Below are 16,491 nucleotides of genomic sequence, written 5' to 3' on the forward strand. Positions count from 1 at the left end.
AATTCATCCGTGGCAGGACGGATCAACGACGAGGACGTGAAGGCGGTACGGGACGCGGTCCCGATCGACGCCGTGGTCTCCGAGTACCTCCAGCTGCGCAACGCGGGCGGCGGCAACCTCAAGGGTCTCTGCCCGTTCCATGACGAGAAGTCGCCGTCCTTCCAGGTCAGCCCGAGCAAGGGACTCTTCCACTGCTTCGGCTGCCAGGAGGGCGGCGACACCATCACCTTCGTGATGAAGGTCGACCACCTCTCCTTCTCGGAGGCGGTCGAACGCCTCGCCGCCCAGGCCGGCATCACGCTGCGCTACGAGGAGGGCGGATACAACCCCGCCCACCAGCGCGGCGAGCGCATCCGCCTGGTCGAGGCACACAAGATCGCCGCCCAGTGGTACGCCGAGCAGCTCGCCACCAGCCCCGAGGCCGAGACCGGCCGGATCTTCCTCGCCGAGCGTGGCTTCGACCAGGCCGCCGCCGTGCACTTCGGCGTCGGCTACAGCCCCCAGGGCTGGGACCACCTCACCCGCTATCTGCGCGGCAAGGGCTTCACCGACAAGGAGCTGATCCTCTCCGGGATCTCCCAGGAGGGCCGGCGCGGGCCCATCGACCGCTTCCGGGGCCGGCTGATGTGGCCCATCCGGGACATCGGCGGCGAGGTCGTCGGCTTCGGCGCCCGCAAGCTGTACGAGGCGGACACCGGCCCGAAGTACCTGAACACCCCCGAGACCGCGATCTACCGCAAGTCCCAGGTCCTCTACGGCATCGACCTGGCGAAGAAGGAGATCGCCAAGACCAGCCGCGCCGTGGTCGTCGAGGGCTACACCGACGTCATGGCCTGTCACCTCGCCGGGGTGACCACCGCCATCGCCACCTGCGGCACGGCCTTCGGCGGTGAGCACATCAAGATCCTCCGTCGGCTGCTGATGGACAACGGCTCCGCCCGGGTCATCTTCACCTTCGACGGCGACGCCGCCGGCCAGAAGGCCGCCCTGCGCGCCTTCGAGGACGACCAGAAGTTCGCCGCCGAGACCTACATCGCGGTCGCCCCCGACGGCATGGACCCCTGCGACCTGCGGCTGGCCAAGGGCGACGAGGCGGTCGCCGACCTGGTCGAACCGCGCACCCCGCTGTTCGAGTTCGCGCTGCGCCACATCGTCTCCCGGTACGACCTGGACACCCCCGCCGGCCGCGCCGCCGCCCTGGACGAGGCCGCGCCGGTCGTCGCCCGCATCAAGAACAGCGGCGCCCAGCACGAGGTGGCCGTCGAACTGGCCGGCATGCTCGGCATCCTCGACACCCAGTTCGTCGTCCGCCGGGTGGCCCAGCTGGCCCGCTGGGCCCGCGACCGCGGCGGAAAGGCCCCGCAGCCGGAGCGCCCGCGCGGCCCGGAACAGCAGTGGGCGGCCGCCCCCCGCACCGTCGCCTCCGGCCCGGCCCTCACCCTGCGCAACCCCGTCTACGCCACCGAGCGCGAACTCCTCAAACTCGCTCTGCAACGCCCCGAGCTGGTGTCGCCCGCGTTCGACGCGTACGGCACCGACGAGTTCACCGCCCCGCCCTACGCGGCCGTACGCCAGGCCATCGCGGAGGCGGGCGGCGCCGCGTACGGCGCACAGGACGCGCAGGAGTACCTGGTCCGGGTCCGCGAGGCGGCGCCCGACGACACCGTGCGTGCGATGGTCACCGAGCTGGCGGTCGAGGCGATCCTGCGGCGCACGGTCGACGAGGCCTACGCGGGCGAACAGCTCGTCACCGTCCGTCGCCGGGCCGTGGCCCGCCGGCTCACCGAGCTCCAGGGCACCCTGACCCGGCTCGGGCACTCGGACCCGGCCCAGTCGGCCGCCGTGCAGAACGAGATGATGATCCTCACCAGGTACGACAGGGCTCTCCAGGACGAGGGCCCGTCGGCCCTCTGACCCACCGGATCACCAGCCGGTCACGGAGCGGACGCAAAAAGTCACCGCACGACCCTCGTGGCGGGGATGTGTCGTACTCCACACTGGGTGCGGTGCCCGAGTCCGCGGAGCGCAGGCCGTGACTCTCCGCTCCCGACGACCCGCTGCCGCAGCCGACGGCAGCGATCATCCTGGAGGTCGCCCCGGTGCAGACCCAGACCCTCACCCAGTCCGACAGCAGTACCCGCACACCAGTGGACGAGCCGGACGCGGAGCAGGGCGTGCTCGTGGCCGTCCCTCCGCAGAGCCGCGCCGCCCTGCATCCGGAGGCGGTGCCCGTGGAGCCCGTAGAGCCCGCGGAGCCGGCAGAGCCCGCGGAGCCTTCCCCCGAGGCCCTCGCCGACGAACCGGAGGAGCCCGAGGCACCCGGCGAGACCGTCGAGGTGCGGGTCGCCGTCCGCGCCGACTCCAGCGGCCCCTCCGCCGACCTGTTCCGCCAGTACCTGCGCGAGATCGGCCGCATCCCGCTGCTCACCGCCGCCGAGGAGGTCGAACTCGCCCGCCGGGTCGAGGCCGGGCTGTTCGCGGAGGAGAAACTGAGCAACACCCCCGATGTGGACAGCCAGTTGGCGGGCGACCTGGACCGGCTGGTGGTCATGGGCCGGATGGCCAAGCGCCGCCTCATCGAGGCCAACCTGCGGCTCGTGGTCTCCGTGGCGAAGCGGTACGTCGGGCGCGGGCTGACCATGCTCGACCTGGTGCAGGAGGGCAACCTCGGACTCATCCGGGCCGTGGAGAAGTTCGACTACGCCCGCGGCTACAAGTTCTCCACCTACGCCACCTGGTGGATCCGCCAGGCCATGTCCCGCGCCCTCGCCGACCAGGCCCGCACGATCCGCGTCCCGGTCCATGTCGTGGAGCTGATCAACCGGGTCGTCCGGGTGCAGCGCCGCATGCTCCAGGAGCGGGGGTACGAGCCGACCCCGGACGAGGTCGCCGCCCATCTCGAGCTGCCGCCCGAGCGGGTGTCGGAGGTGCTGCGGCTCGCCCAGGAGCCGGTCTCGCTGCACGCCCCCGTCGGCGAGGAGGACGATGTCGCCCTCGGTGACCTGATCGAGGACGGCGACGCCGCGAGCCCCGTGGAATCCGCCGCGTTCCTGCTGCTCAGGGAGCACCTGGAAGCGGTCCTGTCCACGCTGGGCGAGCGCGAGCGCAAGGTCGTACAGCTCCGCTACGGCCTCATCGACGGCCGCCCGCGCACCCTGGAGGAGATCGGGCGGCTCTTCGGGGTGACCCGGGAGCGGATACGGCAGATCGAGTCCAAGACCCTCAACAAGCTCCGCGACCACGCCTTCGCGGACCAGCTGCGCGGCTATCTGGACTGAAACGGGGCGCTCACCCGGCGGTGAGCGCCCCGCCTTCCGTCCCTCAGTCCACCTCGGCGACGGCCTGCGCGAACTGGGCCTTGTACAGCCGGGCGTACGCCCCGTCCGCGGCCAACAGGTCCGCGTGCGCGCCCTGTTCCACGATGGAGCCGTTCTCCATCACCAGGATCGTGTCGGCGTCCCGGATGGTCGACAGGCGGTGCGCGATGACGAACGACGTACGCCCGTGCGCCAGCTTGGCCATCGCCTTCTGGATCAGCACCTCGGTCCGGGTGTCGACGGAGCTGGTCGCCTCGTCCAGCACCAGGATCACCGGGTCGGACAGGAACGCCCGCGCGATGGTGATGAGCTGCTTCTCACCCGCGCTGACCCCGGTGCCCTCGTCGTCGATGACCGTGTCGTAGCCGTCGGGGAGGGTGCGGATGAACCGGTCGGCGTGCGCGGCCCGCGCGGCCTCCTCGATCTCCCCGCGGGTGACCTCCCCGGTCGCGCCGTACGCGATGTTCTCCGCGATGGTGCCGCCGAACAGCCAGGTGTCCTGGAGCACCATGCCGATGCCGGAGCGCAGCTCGTCCCGGGTCATGTCCCGGATGTCCACGCCGTCCAGGGTGATCCGGCCGCCCGACACGTCGTAGAACCGCATCAGCAGGTTGACCAGGGTGGTCTTGCCCGCGCCGGTCGGGCCGACGATCGCCACCGTCTGCCCGGGCTCGACCTTCAGCGACAGGTCCTCGATCAGCGGCTTCTCGGGGTCGTACCGGAACGACACCTGCTCCAGCGCGACCCGTCCGCGCAGCTCCGCCGGCCGCAGGCCCGGCACCGGATCCGCCTCCTGCTCCTCCGCGTCCAGGAGTTCGAAGATCCGCTCGGCCGAGGCGACACCGGACTGCACCAGGTTCGCCATCGACGCGACCTGGGTCAGCGGCATGGAGAACTGCCGGGAGTACTGGATGAAGGCCTGCACATCACCGATGGACAGGGCGCCGGACGCCACCCGCAGACCGCCGACCACCGCCACCAGGACGTAGTTCAGGTTCGACACGAACATCATCAGCGGCTGCATGACACCGCTGTTGAACTGCGCCTTGAACGCCGCCTCGTACAGGGCCTCGTTCTGCTCGGCGAACGCCTGCGCCGACTCGTCCTGCCGCCCGAACACCTTCACCAGGGTGTGCCCGGTGTACATCTCCTCGACGTGCGCGTTGAGCTTGCCGGTGGAGCGCCACTGCTGCACGAAGTGCGGCTGCGACCGCTTGCCGACCCGGGTGGCCACGAAGAACGACAGCGGCACGGTGACCAGGGCGACCAGCGCCAGGATCCACGAGACGTAGAACATCATCGCGAGCACGCCGATGATGGTCAGCAGCGAGTTGATCAGCTGCCCCATCGACTGCTGGAGCGTCTGGCCGATGTTGTCGATGTCGTTGGTGGCGCGGGAGAGGACCTCGCCGCGCTGCCGCTTGTCGAAGTACGACAGCGGCAGCCGGGACAGCTTCGTCTGCACGGACTCGCGCAGCCGGTACATCGTGCGGTTCACGGACCGGTTGACCAGCCGGGTCGCCACCGCCATCAGCAGACCGGCGACCATGAAGGTGGCCAGGGCGAGCAGCAGGACGTCCCCCACCGCGCCGAAGTCGATGCCCTTGCCCGGGGTGAAGTCGGTGCTCTTCAGCATGTCCGCGATGGAGCCCCGGCCGTGGGCCCGCATCTGGTCCAGGACCTGCTCCTTGGTGGCCCCGGCGGGCATCTGCCGGCCGACGATGCCGGCGAACACCAGGTCGGTGGCCTTGCCGAGGATCTTCGGGCCGATCACGTTCAGGGTCACGCTGACGACCACGCACAGCAGCAGGCCGCAGATGGTGAGCCGTTCCGGTCTGAACAGGGACAGGAGCCGTTTGCCCGACCCCTTGAAATCCATCGAGCGCTGGTCGGGGCCGCCTCCGGCCATCATGCGTCCCATGGGCCCGGCCATCAGGCAGCCTCCGCTTCCGTCAGCTGGGAGAGCACGATCTCCCGGTAGGTCTCGTTGGCCGCCATCAGCTCCGCGTGCCGGCCGGAGCCGACGACCCGGCCCTCGTCCAGCACGATGATCCGGTCGGCGTCCCGGATGGTCGCCACCCGCTGGGCGACGATCACCACGGTCGCCTCGGCGGTCTCCCGGCCCAGCGCGGCGCGCAGGGCGGCGTCGGTGGCGTAGTCGAGGGCGGAGAAGGAGTCGTCGAAGAGGTAGATCTCCGGGCGCTGCACCAGGGTGCGGGCGATGGCGAGCCGCTGCCGCTGGCCGCCGGAGACATTGGTGCCGCCCTGGGCGATGGGCGCGTTCAGCCCGCCCTCCAGCCGGGACACGAAGTCCTTGGCCTGCGCCACCTCCAGCGCGTGCCAGAGGTCCTCGTCGGTGGCGTCCGGGTTGCCGTACCGCAGGTTGGTGGCGACCGTGCCGGCGAACAGGTACGGCTTCTGCGGCACCAGTCCGACCGTCCGCGCCAGCAGCCGCGGCTCGATCTCCTGGACGTTCACGCCGTTGACGAGGACCTCGCCCTCGGTGGCGTCGAACAGCCGGGGGACCAGCCCGAGCAGGGTCGACTTGCCGCTGCCGGTGGAGCCGATCACGGCGGTCGTCTCGCCGGGCCGGGCCACCAGGTCGACGGACTTCAGCACCGGCTCCTCGGCCCCCGGGTAGCGGAAGCCGGCCGCCCGTATCTCCAGGTAGCCGTGGGAGCGCAGCTCGGCGACCGGGGCGGCCGGCGGCACCACGCTGGAATCGGTGCCGAGGACCTCCTGGATGCGCTCGGCGCACACCTCCGCGCGCGGCACCATCATGAACATGAAGGTGGCCATCATCACGGACATGACGATCTGCATCAGATAGGCGAGGAACGCGGTCAGGTCGCCGATCTGCATCTGGTTGTCGGCGATGCGGTGGGCGCCGAACCACACCACCGCGATCGACGACAGGTTCACCACGGTCATGACCATCGGGAACATCAGCGCCAGCATCCGGCCGGTGGCGAGCTGCATCTCGGTGAGGTCGGCGTTGGCCTTGCCGAACCGTCCCTGCTCGTACTCGTCGCGGACGAAGGCGCGGATCACCCGGTTGCCGGTGATCTGCTCGCGCAGCACCCGGTTCACCGTGTCCAGGCGGACCTGCATCGACCGGAACAGCGGCCGCAGCCGCCGCACGATCAGGGTCACGCACACCGCGAGCACGGGCACGACCGCGACCAGCACCGCCGACAGCGGCACGTCCAGCCCGAGCGCCATCACGATGCCGCCGACGCACATGATGGGCGCCGACACCATCAGGGTGAACGACATCAGGGCCAGCATCTGGACCTGCTGTACGTCGTTCGTCGTACGGGTGATGAGTGAGGGGGCGCCGAAGTGACCGACCTCACGGGAGGAGAAGGACTGCACCCGGTCGAAGACGGCACCGCGCACGTCCCGGCCCAGGGCGGAGGCGGTCCGGGCGCCGAAGTACACGGCGCCGATGTTGCAGCCGACCTGGACCAGCGAGATGCCGATCATCAGGGCGCCGAAGGACAGGATGTAGCCCGTGTCACCCTTCACGACACCGTTGTCGATGATGTGCGCGTTGAGGGTGGGCAGGTAGAGGGTGGCGCAGGTCTGGAGGAACTGGAGCAGTACCAGCAGGACGATGGGTTTCTTGTAAGGCCTGAGATAGGCCCGCAGAAGTCGTATGAGCACGCTAGGTCTCTCGGTGTCGGCGACAGGGGCTGGTCGGTGTCCCCTGGCCCCTATCGTCGTTCACTCCACCCGCGTTACCTCAACCGATTAAGCCAACAGTGGAGCGGCTCCGGTCCGGTGGTTGTGCGCTGTCGCGCGCCTTTCTGCCGTTCACGCCTGGAACGCACCCGGATGCGTCTGTTCCCGTACGGCCGTGAACTGCTGCCGTACCGCCTGCCCCACCGCCAGCTCCTCGCCCGGCTCCAGCACCTGCGCCGCCGCGCCCTGCCAGGCCGGCGGGGTCCGCGGGTCGAGGGTGCCCTGCGACACACCGAGCGCCCAGGCCGCCTGCCGGGCCGCCCCGATCGCCGCGTAGTCCGCGGGCTGCGGTACGACGACCTGCGCGCCGAACAGCGAGGGCGCCGAGGCCTGGACGGCGGGCAGCCCGGCCGCCGCGCCGAGCAGGAAGACCCGCCGCACCTCCACACCCCGGCCGCGCAGCACGTCCAGCGCGTCGCCGAGCCCGCACAGCATGCCCTCGAACGCGGCCCGCGCCAGATGCTCCGGCTTCATCGACTCCCGCCGCAGCCCGGCGAGGGTGCCCGCGGTGTGCGGCAGATGCGGGGTCCGCTCGCCCTCCAGATAGGGCAGCAGCACCAGCCCGTGCGCCCCCGGCGTGGACTTCCCCGCCAGGTCGGACAGGGTCTCCAGGTCCGGCAGCCCGAGCAGTTCCGCGGTGCCGCGCAGGGTGCGTACGGCGTTCAGCGTGGTGACGACCGGCAGATGCATGCCCGTCGCGTCGGCGAGCGAGGTGATCATCCCGGACTGGTCGGCGAGCGCCTCCGGGTGCACCGCCATCACGGACCCGGAGGCACCGAGCGACACGACGGCGTCGCCGAGCCCGATCCCCAGCCCGAACGCGGCCGCCATGGTCTCCCCGGTCCCGGCGGAGATCAGCAGCCCCTCCGGAGTCGTACCGGCCGCCTCGGAGGGGCCGATCACCTCCGGCAGCATCGCCTGGTGACCGAGGGCCAGCTCGACCAGGTCGGCCCGGTAGCCGCCGGTGGCCGCGGACCAGTAGCCGGTCGAGGAGGCACCGCCCCGGTCGGTGGTCCGCCGCACCGGCCGCCCGAGCAGCTGCCACACCAGCCAGTCGTGGGCCTGGAGCAGTACGGCGGTGCGCCGGGCGTTCTCCGGTTCGTTCTTGGCGAGCCAGCGCAGCTTGGTCACCGGCAGGGCGGCCTGCGGAACGCTGCCGACCGCCTGGGCCCAGGCCTCCCGGCCGCCGAGCGCGTCCACCAGGTCGGCCGCCGCGACCTGGGCCCGCTTGTCACCGCCGACCATCGCCGGGCGCACGGTGTTGCCCTGGGCGTCCAGCGGGACCACCGCGTGCTGCTGCGCCGACACGCCGATGGCCTGCACGCCCTCCAGCAGTCCGCCGCCGGCGGCCTCACCGAGGGAGAGCAGCCAGGCCTGCGGGTCGACATCGCTGGGGCGGCCCTCCGTCGGATGCGGGGCGTAACCCTGCCTGAGCACGGCTCCGCTGTCCGTGTCGCAGACCACGATGCGAGTGAAATCGGGCGAGCTGTCCAACCCGGCGACTATCCCCATGCGGAGAATTTTGCAGCATCCGCGGACCGCCCGTTGCCGCCGACCGGTACCGGGAACTCCCCTTACGTGTTGCTGGTACCCCAGTCGTCCTCCGGGGTGCCGTTCATGTTGCGCTCGCGCAGCGAGCGGACACGCTGGGCCACGGTCTCCGGGACACGGTCGCCGACCTTGTGGCTGACCGTGTGGAAGGCCTTGCCCGCGTACTGCCGGCCCTGGTGGGCGGCGGTCTCGGCGGTGTTGCGTACGGCGGGGTTCTGCGCGATCCGCTGTGCGGACTTCTTCAGCTGCTCGTAGCGCTCGCGACCGGCCCTTGTGCCGAGTACGTAACCGAGGGCCAGTCCGGCGACGAACGTGAGCCGGTAGCGCATGGCTGCCACCCTTCCCTATGCCTTGGTCTGAGGTGCGACGTGGGCGCCGGGGGTACCGATTGGCGGAGCACCCCCCTGCTTGCGCTAATGTATGTGTCGCAGCGAGCGCCCGCCCCCTGGCGAATACCCAGGGAGGTACGTTCGATGCAATCGAGGCGATCCTCCGTAGCTCAATTGGCAGAGCAGCCGGCTGTTAACCGGCAGGTTACTGGTTCGAGTCCAGTCGGGGGAGCTTCGGTCCTCCGTAGCTCAATTGGCAGAGCAGCCGGCTGTTAACCGGCAGGTTACTGGTTCGAGTCCAGTCGGGGGAGCACGCTGAACGAGGACCCCGCTGGGGTCCTTTTTCATGTCCGCGGGAACCGCGGCGGCCGCCGCGGAGTCCCAGGTCATGAGCAGCGCAGAAGCCGACCATCCGAAGCAGGAGATCGTATGAGCGGCTATGCTGCGGCAGACGGCGCGTACACATGTACGCGACACGCCGCTATGGGGCGGTAGCTCAGCCGGTTAGAGCAGCGGACTCATAATCCGTCGGCCGTGGGTTCGAGTCCCACCCGCCCCACCACTCACTACGCGGGGAGAACCGTTTCTACCTGCGGAAACGTAAGAACGGGGGGCACCACTCCAAGGTGGTGCCCCCCGTTCATCCGTTCAGACCAAGATCCAGTGGACACACAGTGGACGCGGGGGCGATTCAGTGGACAGAAGCGCCCTCACGCCGCCTTCCGGCGCCCTTTCGGAGCCCGGAGACCATGGCGGGACGCCGCCGGAGGCAGGCCGGTCGGTAGGGCCCATGCCTCGACGGTCGGGGACTCGGAGCGGGCGACCGTGAAGCGCGTGAGCGAGAAGTCGGCTCGCTGCTCCTCGAGGTAGCGGTCGTTGAAGTTCTCCACGCGCACCAGCTCCAGGTCGCTCGCGGAGCAGTGATCACGTACCCACTTCACCGCTCCGTTGGCGGCGTCGTCCTGACCCCGGCCGGTCAGGGTGATCATGCCGAGGAGGTCGGAGTCCGGTTGGGTCTGCGCTCCGACGGCCCAGGTGTCGCCTGACTGCCTGGCGCCGTGCGCGAAGAAGACGGCGATGTCGTTCTGCCAAGCTGCCTCGGGGATCGTCAGCGGGGTGCGCACCTGGAAGGGGACGTCGCGGGGGACGACGGCCATGACCGACTCTGCCTCGGCCCGCAGCATCTCGGGCAGCACGCTGGTGTACGTGTCGGAGGTGATCTGGCGCGAGGAGTGCCCCAGCTTCTCCTAGACGACCTTGATGTCGTGCCCGGCGAGCAGGGACAGGGTGGCGGCGAGGTGGCGCAGGTCGTGGAGGCGGACCGGCGGCAGGCCGGACAGCTCGACCAGGCGGGTGAAGCGTCGGGATATCCAGTCGGGGTGCAGCGCCTCGCCGTTCTCGTGCGTCCACACCCGGCCGCTCTCGACGTAGGCGTCTCCCCACTCCTGGCGCTGCTTCTCCTGCTTCGCGCGAAAGGCGGCGAGGTTGTCCGCAGACTCCAGGCTCAGCGACAGGGTGCGAACGCTGTCGGCCTTCGGCGCTTCTCCGTAGAGCTCGTACGCCACCTCGACGATCTGCTGGGAGATCCGTAGCCACAGGGCATCGAGGCTGACCTCCGTCCAGGGCAGGGCGGCCATCTCGCCGCGGCGGGGGCCGAGGAAGATGAAGCTGTGCCACAGCTCGTAGAGCCAATCGTCCTTGACGAAGTCGAGGAATTGGCCGGTCAGCTCCGGTGTCCAGACCATGACCGGGCCGGGCTTCTCGCCGGTGCGCTTCCGGTGCTCGATGCGCTCGGGAGTCCAGACGAGCGGCTTGGGGCGAGTGACTGGGGGCAGCTCCACGAGCTGGGCCCAGTTCCTCTGGAAGAGCTGTTCGCGCTTGATGCCCCAGGACAGTGCCGAGCTGAGGGTGTCGTTGATGCGGTGCATGGTGGCTGCGGAGGTGACCTTCCGCAGCCCCTTCTTTCCCTCGCGCAGCTCTGCGTTCGCGTCGAGAAATGCCCGGCGCGCGGCGCGGCGCTCCTTCTTCTTGGCATAGCCCGCCGTCTTCACCCAGGCCCGGTGCGCGGCGTCGCGCTTCTTCTGGAGCTCGTCGACATGCAGCCGGTGGAGGATCCGCTGGGCGTTCTCTTTCTCGATCGCGTCGTACATCTTGTCGAGGTGCCGAACCTTGAGGTCACGGCACTTGATGTGCCCGAGGTGCGGGAGGAGGTAGTTGTTGATGTGCTCCTCGTAGCCGTGGCGGGTCGTACGGGCCAGGGACTTCTTCGCCTTGATCCACCGGAGGAAGAAGTCGCCGCACTTCTCATCGGACAGCACGTCGCCGCCGGCCATGGCGGCGTCGTAGATCTCCCTGGCCTTCTTCTTGGCGTCTTCCAACTTGGCGAAGCCGCCGCGGCGTACCCGCTGGCGGGTGCCGCCCTCGGCTGGTTCGAGCTCGAAGTAGAAGTTCCAGGTGCCGTGCCCCTTGCCTAGCTTGGGGCACGTCGTGCCGATGGAGCCGATCTTGGGGTTGCCGTCGGCGTCGAGGACGGGGTTGCCCTTGTTGTCCTTGAGTGGTCCCTTGCACTGGCACCGCCTGTAGTAGCTCGGCTCGAACATCCGACACTGCTCCCTGTTGACTGTCGCTTGGATCACAGCCAGCCGTTGGTGTGCGTACGTGTCCGTACGTGTCTGGCGTGATCTCTCTCGATCTTGCTGGGGGTGTCGGACAGCGTTGTAAAGTTGCTGACAAGTTGGCGCGGGGGAGATTGCGACCAACGAGATGACTGCTCAGGAAGCGGGCGGACAGGCTTCGGCCGGAGCGATGGGTCTGGAGGAGCTGCTGGCTCTTCCGGCCACGGTCAACGTGACAACTGCCGGGCGTGCTCTGGGAATTGGCCGAGACAAGGCGTACGAGCTGATCCGCAATGGGAAGTTCCCTGTTCGGACGCTCCCGCTAGGCGGCACAGTCCGGGTACCAACGGTGGAGCTGTGGAAGGTCCTCGGCATCGAGCAGCGCCGGGACGCGGGGGTGAGTACGTGATCGACGGAGGCGGCGCGTGATCTTGGGGTGTTTGTTGGGTTTCCAACAATGTGACCTATCTTCGGTAAACTAGTTCCCTAAAGGGGGTCGGTAGGAGGGGCGAGGAGATGCCGAGGCTGTACGGCTTTGAGGACATGGCGTACCGGCGGGTGCGCGAGAGCGAGGCGGAGGGCATTCGTGCTGCCGCCTCGCGGCGGTTGCTCAAGCAGCCCTATCCCGCCATCACGGAGTGGATGAACGCCGAGGGGTACCGCACGACGCGCGGTGGCCTGTGGAAGCCAGACGTCCTGGCAAACGTGCTCGATCACCCGGCCATCGCCGGCCTGGAGGAAGAAGAGAACGGCAACCTCGTCGAAACGGGCGGCCCCGCGATCATCCCTCGGGAGGACTTCGAGGCCATCCGTGCCATGCGCCCTGTCCATGACCCGGACAAGCAGCGGGCTCCACAGCGCGAGTACCTGATTTCGGGTCTGATGGGTACCTGCGGGCTGTGCGCGACTTCGCTGGGCTCCTCTCCCTCGAACCGAGGCAGCCGCGGCTACCGGTGTGCGCCCAGCACCGCGCAGCATCCGGGCGGGTGCGGCAAGGTCCGCATCAATGCTGACCTGCTGGAGACGTACGTTGCTGAGCACGTGCTGGCCGAGTTGGCCAAGCCGGAGGTCAGCGCGCTGATTGGTCAGGCGCGAGATGAACTGCTGGCCCAGGCTGCCCTCCTGCGTAAGGAGGCAGCAGCCGCGCGCCGTCGGCAGAAGAAGCTGGGCGTGGACTACGCGCGCTCGCCGGACATGTCGCTCAAGGCGTTCAGGACTGCCGACAAGGAACTCACGCAGCTGATCCGGGACAATGAGACAAAGGCTCGTCTCCTGGAGCAGGTCAAGCACGTGCCGGTCGGCGACATCCCTGACCTCGTGCGCTGGTGGAAGCACGCGCCGATGAGGGCGAAGAAGGGTGTCCTGGTTCTCATGCTGGAGAAGGTGGCCGTGTACCCGGCCGCGTCCAGGGGCTCTCGCACGGTGGACGCGGACCGGGTGGCACTGCATTGGCGTCAGTGGGGCGCAGAGTCTGAGCAGAAGTCTGCCTAAACTGCGCTGCCAGCGCCTTTGGGGCTGATGTGGTAGCCGATGGTGGCCAACGCGAGACCGGTGGCCACACAGATGATGGAGAGCCCCGCCAACGCGGGGCTCACGGCGTTCTCGACAGACAGCGGCCAGGCATGCCCGGTCCGGTCAGCGATGATGTACGCGCTCCGGCTGAGTGCATAGGCGACGCCGAAGATGCCCCCGGCGGCAGCGATGGACAGTCCGGTTGCAGCTGCGCGTCGTTGCTGCCAGGCCGCAATGGCAAGCCCAGTGGAGAAGGCGCCGATTTCCAGCCCAGCAATGGCTGTGAAGCCGAGGTAGGTGAGCAGGTACAGCCGGACGTCGGCTCTACGCGCGTAGGCCGTGGACAGCTCCGTGTGTGCGGTGTCGGCCATATGGAACTCCCAGATCATCGCTGCGACAACACAGCACACGGCGAAGAGGCGCACTGCGACTCCCGCCTGTACGTGGCTTCTTGAGTGCGTCCAGTCCACGATCAGGACTTGGAGGCTTGCCCAGAAGATCACCGCGGCGAGGTCCGAGGCGAGGGATGAGACCTCGTTGAAGTTCATGAGCCGGTCAACGGCTTCGGCGACTGTGGGGATCGCCAGGAGGGAGCCGAAGAAGCAGGCTGCGAACGCCGATACCCGGGCCCTGTGGGCGATTTGATAGGCCGCTTGATTGCGACGCTTACGGGTGTAGTGCAGGCGTATCGCCGCGCTGATGGCTGTCGCAAGGGCACAGACGCCGTAGATGAGGCCGTCCAAGAGGTTCAACGTCCTTCCAGATCATCCGCTGCCCTCTCAGCGGCTTCGTGCAGGCTCAGCAGGCGGCGCGGCCGGCCCTCACGGGGCTGGTCGACGCCGGGGGGAGGTGGGGGGATCGCGGGGACCTCTTCGGACAGTCCCCTACGAACACGGATCTCCCGGAGCTTCGAACGGATTTCAAGAATGTCCTGCACTTCAAGGCCCTGCATTAAACGCAGGACTTCGCGGGCTTCAGGGTGCTCCCGGTACACGGACAGGGCTGCGAGGTCGTCCCACTCCCGTCCTGAGAGCAGGAACGCGGCCGGGGCGTCGAGTGCCTGAGCGAGCGCAGTGATGGTAGACGACCTGGGATTGCTACTGGTGCCGTTCATCAAGCTGTTGACAGTGCCGTGCGACAGCAGGGGCTTGCGCTGTCCCGCGGGGGTCGTCCCATCTGAGACGTCCCGGGCGCTGGGCGTGAACCCGTCCGGATCGCGGCGCAGGCGCAGCAGGACGAGCAACTTCGAGGCCAGACTCATGTGTTGACGCCGGTCGGTGGTGTCTGTCATGTCCGCCTTCTCTGGCCGTGTCGTATGCTGCCGCAGGTGACTGGCCGGTAACAATCGTCCCTGCCTCTACGATACCTCGCAGCTCGGAGGGGTTATAGGGTTTGTTGGACAGTTTCCTCGGGGGAGTCGGCGGGTGAACTGCGGGCGTCACGCGCTCCGTTACCTGCCTCTTGGTGGGCTGTCGAGGAAGTCGCATCTGGGCGGGCGAAGGCGGCGCGCTTGCCGTTCACGGGAGGAATCGCATGTCCGAAATCGACGAGCGGCGGATCGCTGAACTGGCCAAGCAGCCCCCGTGTTTGCTTCGAGGCGGGGCGGGCGTCTCGACCCGCCAGGAGGCCCGAAAGCTGCTGGAGTGGCAGGCTGGTATGCGCGGCCGGGAGCCAGACGACGGCCTGCAAGAGGATGGGTGCTGTTGAGTCACAGGGTGACCAGCACCCAGACCGGGGCCAGATAGGTGACATTTTTGAGATGCTGCTGTACGTTCTGACGTGCTGGGCGGGTACAGCAGCCGCAGGAGCCCCGCACGGCAGCGTCGCGTGAGCGGCGTCCTTCCCTACTCCTCGCCGGGTGGCCGACCCCCCCGCGCCCCACCCGGCGAGGAGTCGGCCGTCCAGTGCGGCCGTCGGGGTGCGTGACGGGAGTCAGCCCGCCGTGACCGCTTGGTCGTGGCGGGCTCTCTCATGTCCGCAGCCAGAAAGGGGAATTCGGAAATGCAGCGAATTCCCTTTTCTGAATTCCTTTGAATTAAAAGAGTTCTGAACTTGCTTTGGCGGTATTCGCCATTAAGATATAAGCGTAAGAACAAAGGGGAACACCCCAAACGGAATTCACGAAAGGGCGCGGGGAAATGGCTGACAACAAGGTCGAGTTCATCAACATCAAGGTCAGCGAGATCGCTCCCAACCCGGAGCAGCCGAGGAAGTTCTTCTCGGAGGAGGCACAGGATGAGCTGACCAGCAGCATCAAGGAGAACGGCCTCCTCCAGCCGGTCGTCGTCCGGCCGGTCGAGGGCGCCAAGGTCCCCTACATGCTGATCGCGGGCGAGCGGCGCTGGCGGTCCTGCCAGGCGGCCGGCCTGGAGGTCATCCCGGCGAAGGTCGTCGAGGGTGCCACCGAGGAGGAGGCGTACGTCCTCAGCATCGCTGAGAACGTCAACCGGGCGGACATGACCATCATGGAGGAGGCCGGTGCGTACGCCGACCTCAAGGCCGCCGGATGGACCCCGGCGAAGATCGCCAAGCAGTTCGGCAAGACGGAGACGCACATCACCTGGCGGCTGGGCCTGCTCACCCTGCGCCCCGAGGTGGCCGAGATGGTCGACCAGGGACAGATCAAGAACAACCTCGCCTGGCACATCGCCCAGCTCAACCCGGCGAACCAGATGGTGGCCGCCATGCGGTACGTGCGCGGCGACTTCGACAGCGAGGCCGAGGCGCAGCACTTCGCCAACGGCCTCAAGATGATGGAGCAGCAGACCTCCCTCACCAACGAGAAGGCGCCGACGGCCGAGGAGCAGGAGAAGCAGAAGAAGGCCAAGGCCAAGGCGAAGGACGAGCTCGGCAAGGCGGAGGAGGTCCTGATCCCGCTGCTGGAGGAACTGGCGGAGAAGAAGCCGGAGGACCTGGCTGTCATCCTCGGTGACGACCTCGCCCGTCACCTGCGGGTCGTCGGCCGCCTGTACGCCAAGGTGCAGATGGTACGGAACCTGCTGAGCAAGGCGCAGGGTATCCAGCGGGCCATGGCCGAGGAGTTCAACAAGGCGGCCGTGGAGGTCCAGCAGGAGGCGGCGGCTGCGAAGAAGACCGAGGCGGCGGCCAAGCCCGGCCCGAAGCCCGCGGCGCGCACGGCCGCGGGCACGAAGGCCCCGGCGCGCCGGACGCCCGCCAAGAAGACTGAAGCGGCAGCGAAGTAGAACGGAGGGGCGCGGCAGCGGTCGCGCCCCTCCTCTCCTACGGGTTTGGGTGAGTGGGCGCGGCCGGAATTCCGGCCGCGCCTCTTTCCGCTTGAATTCCTCTCTGAATTCCAACCCGTTTCGGCCCGGGCCGGGCGTGCAGGGGGACTCTCCCTACGCGCCCGGTGCCGCTCAGGCCCCCGAAGGTCCGAGCGGGCGGCATCATCGGTCACCGGGGCCG

Annotated in this window: 13 protein-coding genes and 3 tRNA genes; 8 read left to right on the forward strand and 8 right to left on the reverse strand. The window is 68.6% G+C overall.

The annotated features are described in order from the left end of the window. The first annotated feature begins 9 nt into the window (after positions 1 to 9). A complete protein-coding gene (gene dnaG, locus ACZ5CZ_RS11580) occupies positions 10 to 1,914 on the forward strand; it encodes a DNA primase (RefSeq protein ID WP_385844732.1) in 1,905 nt (634 codons plus the stop codon). Positions 1,915 to 2,057: 143 nt separating this feature from the next. Continuing rightward, entirely contained in the window at positions 2,058 to 3,278 is a 1,221-nt protein-coding gene (locus ACZ5CZ_RS11585; protein WP_450788074.1) for an RNA polymerase sigma factor, read from the forward strand. 43 nt (positions 3,279 to 3,321) lie between these two features. Here ACZ5CZ_RS11585 and ACZ5CZ_RS11590 read toward each other — a convergent pair whose 3' ends face one another. From ACZ5CZ_RS11590 to ACZ5CZ_RS11605, 4 genes are all read right to left on the reverse strand, one after another. Then, complete coding sequence (locus tag ACZ5CZ_RS11590) at positions 3,322 to 5,250, reverse strand: ABC transporter ATP-binding protein (RefSeq protein WP_468941655.1); 1,929 nt, start codon at positions 5,248 to 5,250, stop codon at positions 3,322 to 3,324. Continuing rightward, positions 5,250 to 6,983, reverse strand: coding sequence for an ABC transporter ATP-binding protein (locus ACZ5CZ_RS11595; RefSeq protein ID WP_468941657.1), 1,734 nt, complete (start codon positions 6,981 to 6,983; stop codon positions 5,250 to 5,252). The genes ACZ5CZ_RS11590 and ACZ5CZ_RS11595 overlap by 1 nt, the downstream gene beginning before the upstream one ends. A 150-nt stretch (positions 6,984 to 7,133) precedes the next feature. Continuing rightward, positions 7,134 to 8,573 (reverse strand): FGGY family carbohydrate kinase, encoded by a 1,440-nt coding sequence (locus ACZ5CZ_RS11600; protein ID WP_385844736.1) that lies wholly within the window; start codon positions 8,571 to 8,573, stop codon positions 7,134 to 7,136. Positions 8,574 to 8,635: 62 nt separating this feature from the next. Continuing rightward, positions 8,636 to 8,941, reverse strand: a complete 306-nt coding sequence (locus ACZ5CZ_RS11605; protein ID WP_385844738.1) for a YtxH domain-containing protein — start codon at positions 8,939 to 8,941, stop codon at positions 8,636 to 8,638. Positions 8,942 to 9,100: 159 nt separating this feature from the next. On the opposite strand from ACZ5CZ_RS11605, the gene ACZ5CZ_RS11610 reads away from it, so the two are divergent. The 3 genes from ACZ5CZ_RS11610 (at position 9,101) to ACZ5CZ_RS11620 (ending at position 9,503) form a co-directional block, all read left to right on the forward strand. Next, positions 9,101 to 9,173: transfer RNA gene (locus ACZ5CZ_RS11610), tRNA-Asn, on the forward strand. 6 nt (positions 9,174 to 9,179) lie between these two features. Continuing rightward, positions 9,180 to 9,252: transfer RNA gene (locus ACZ5CZ_RS11615), tRNA-Asn, on the forward strand. A gap of 174 nt (positions 9,253 to 9,426) precedes the next feature. After that, positions 9,427 to 9,503 (forward strand) — tRNA-Ile (locus ACZ5CZ_RS11620). Between the two features lie 148 nt (positions 9,504 to 9,651). Here the strand turns inward: ACZ5CZ_RS11620 and ACZ5CZ_RS11625 are convergent. Together ACZ5CZ_RS11625 and ACZ5CZ_RS11630 are read right to left on the reverse strand one after the other, a co-directional pair. Then, positions 9,652 to 10,098 (reverse strand): hypothetical protein, encoded by a 447-nt coding sequence (locus ACZ5CZ_RS11625; protein ID WP_468941660.1) that lies wholly within the window; start codon positions 10,096 to 10,098, stop codon positions 9,652 to 9,654. 90 nt (positions 10,099 to 10,188) lie between these two features. Further along, the gene (locus ACZ5CZ_RS11630) at positions 10,189 to 11,541 is read right to left on the reverse strand and encodes a tyrosine-type recombinase/integrase (RefSeq protein ID WP_468941662.1); all 1,353 of its coding nucleotides are present in this window, start codon (positions 11,539 to 11,541) and stop codon (positions 10,189 to 10,191) included. A gap of 531 nt (positions 11,542 to 12,072) precedes the next feature. On the opposite strand from ACZ5CZ_RS11630, the gene ACZ5CZ_RS11635 reads away from it, so the two are divergent. Further along, positions 12,073 to 13,047, forward strand: coding sequence for a recombinase family protein (locus ACZ5CZ_RS11635; protein ID WP_468941664.1), 975 nt, complete (start codon positions 12,073 to 12,075; stop codon positions 13,045 to 13,047). Here the strand turns inward: ACZ5CZ_RS11635 and ACZ5CZ_RS11640 are convergent. Beyond that, positions 13,044 to 13,811: a hypothetical protein gene (locus ACZ5CZ_RS11640; protein ID WP_468941666.1), complete on the reverse strand. Its 768-nt coding sequence runs from the start codon at positions 13,809 to 13,811 to the stop codon at positions 13,044 to 13,046. The genes ACZ5CZ_RS11635 and ACZ5CZ_RS11640 overlap by 4 nt on opposite strands. Positions 13,812 to 13,816: 5 nt before the next feature. After that, positions 13,817 to 14,359 (reverse strand): hypothetical protein, encoded by a 543-nt coding sequence (locus ACZ5CZ_RS11645; RefSeq protein WP_468941669.1) that lies wholly within the window; start codon positions 14,357 to 14,359, stop codon positions 13,817 to 13,819. Positions 14,360 to 14,601: 242 nt separating this feature from the next. On the opposite strand from ACZ5CZ_RS11645, the gene ACZ5CZ_RS11650 reads away from it, so the two are divergent. Continuing rightward, positions 14,602 to 14,775: a hypothetical protein gene (locus ACZ5CZ_RS11650; protein WP_468941672.1), complete on the forward strand. Its 174-nt coding sequence runs from the start codon at positions 14,602 to 14,604 to the stop codon at positions 14,773 to 14,775. Between the two features lie 431 nt (positions 14,776 to 15,206). Beyond that, positions 15,207 to 16,271, forward strand: a complete 1,065-nt coding sequence (locus ACZ5CZ_RS11655) for a ParB/RepB/Spo0J family partition protein (protein ID WP_468941674.1) — start codon at positions 15,207 to 15,209, stop codon at positions 16,269 to 16,271. Positions 16,272 to 16,491: the final 220 nt, after the last annotated feature.

This window comes from Streptomyces sp. NPDC031418, assembly GCF_055581605.1.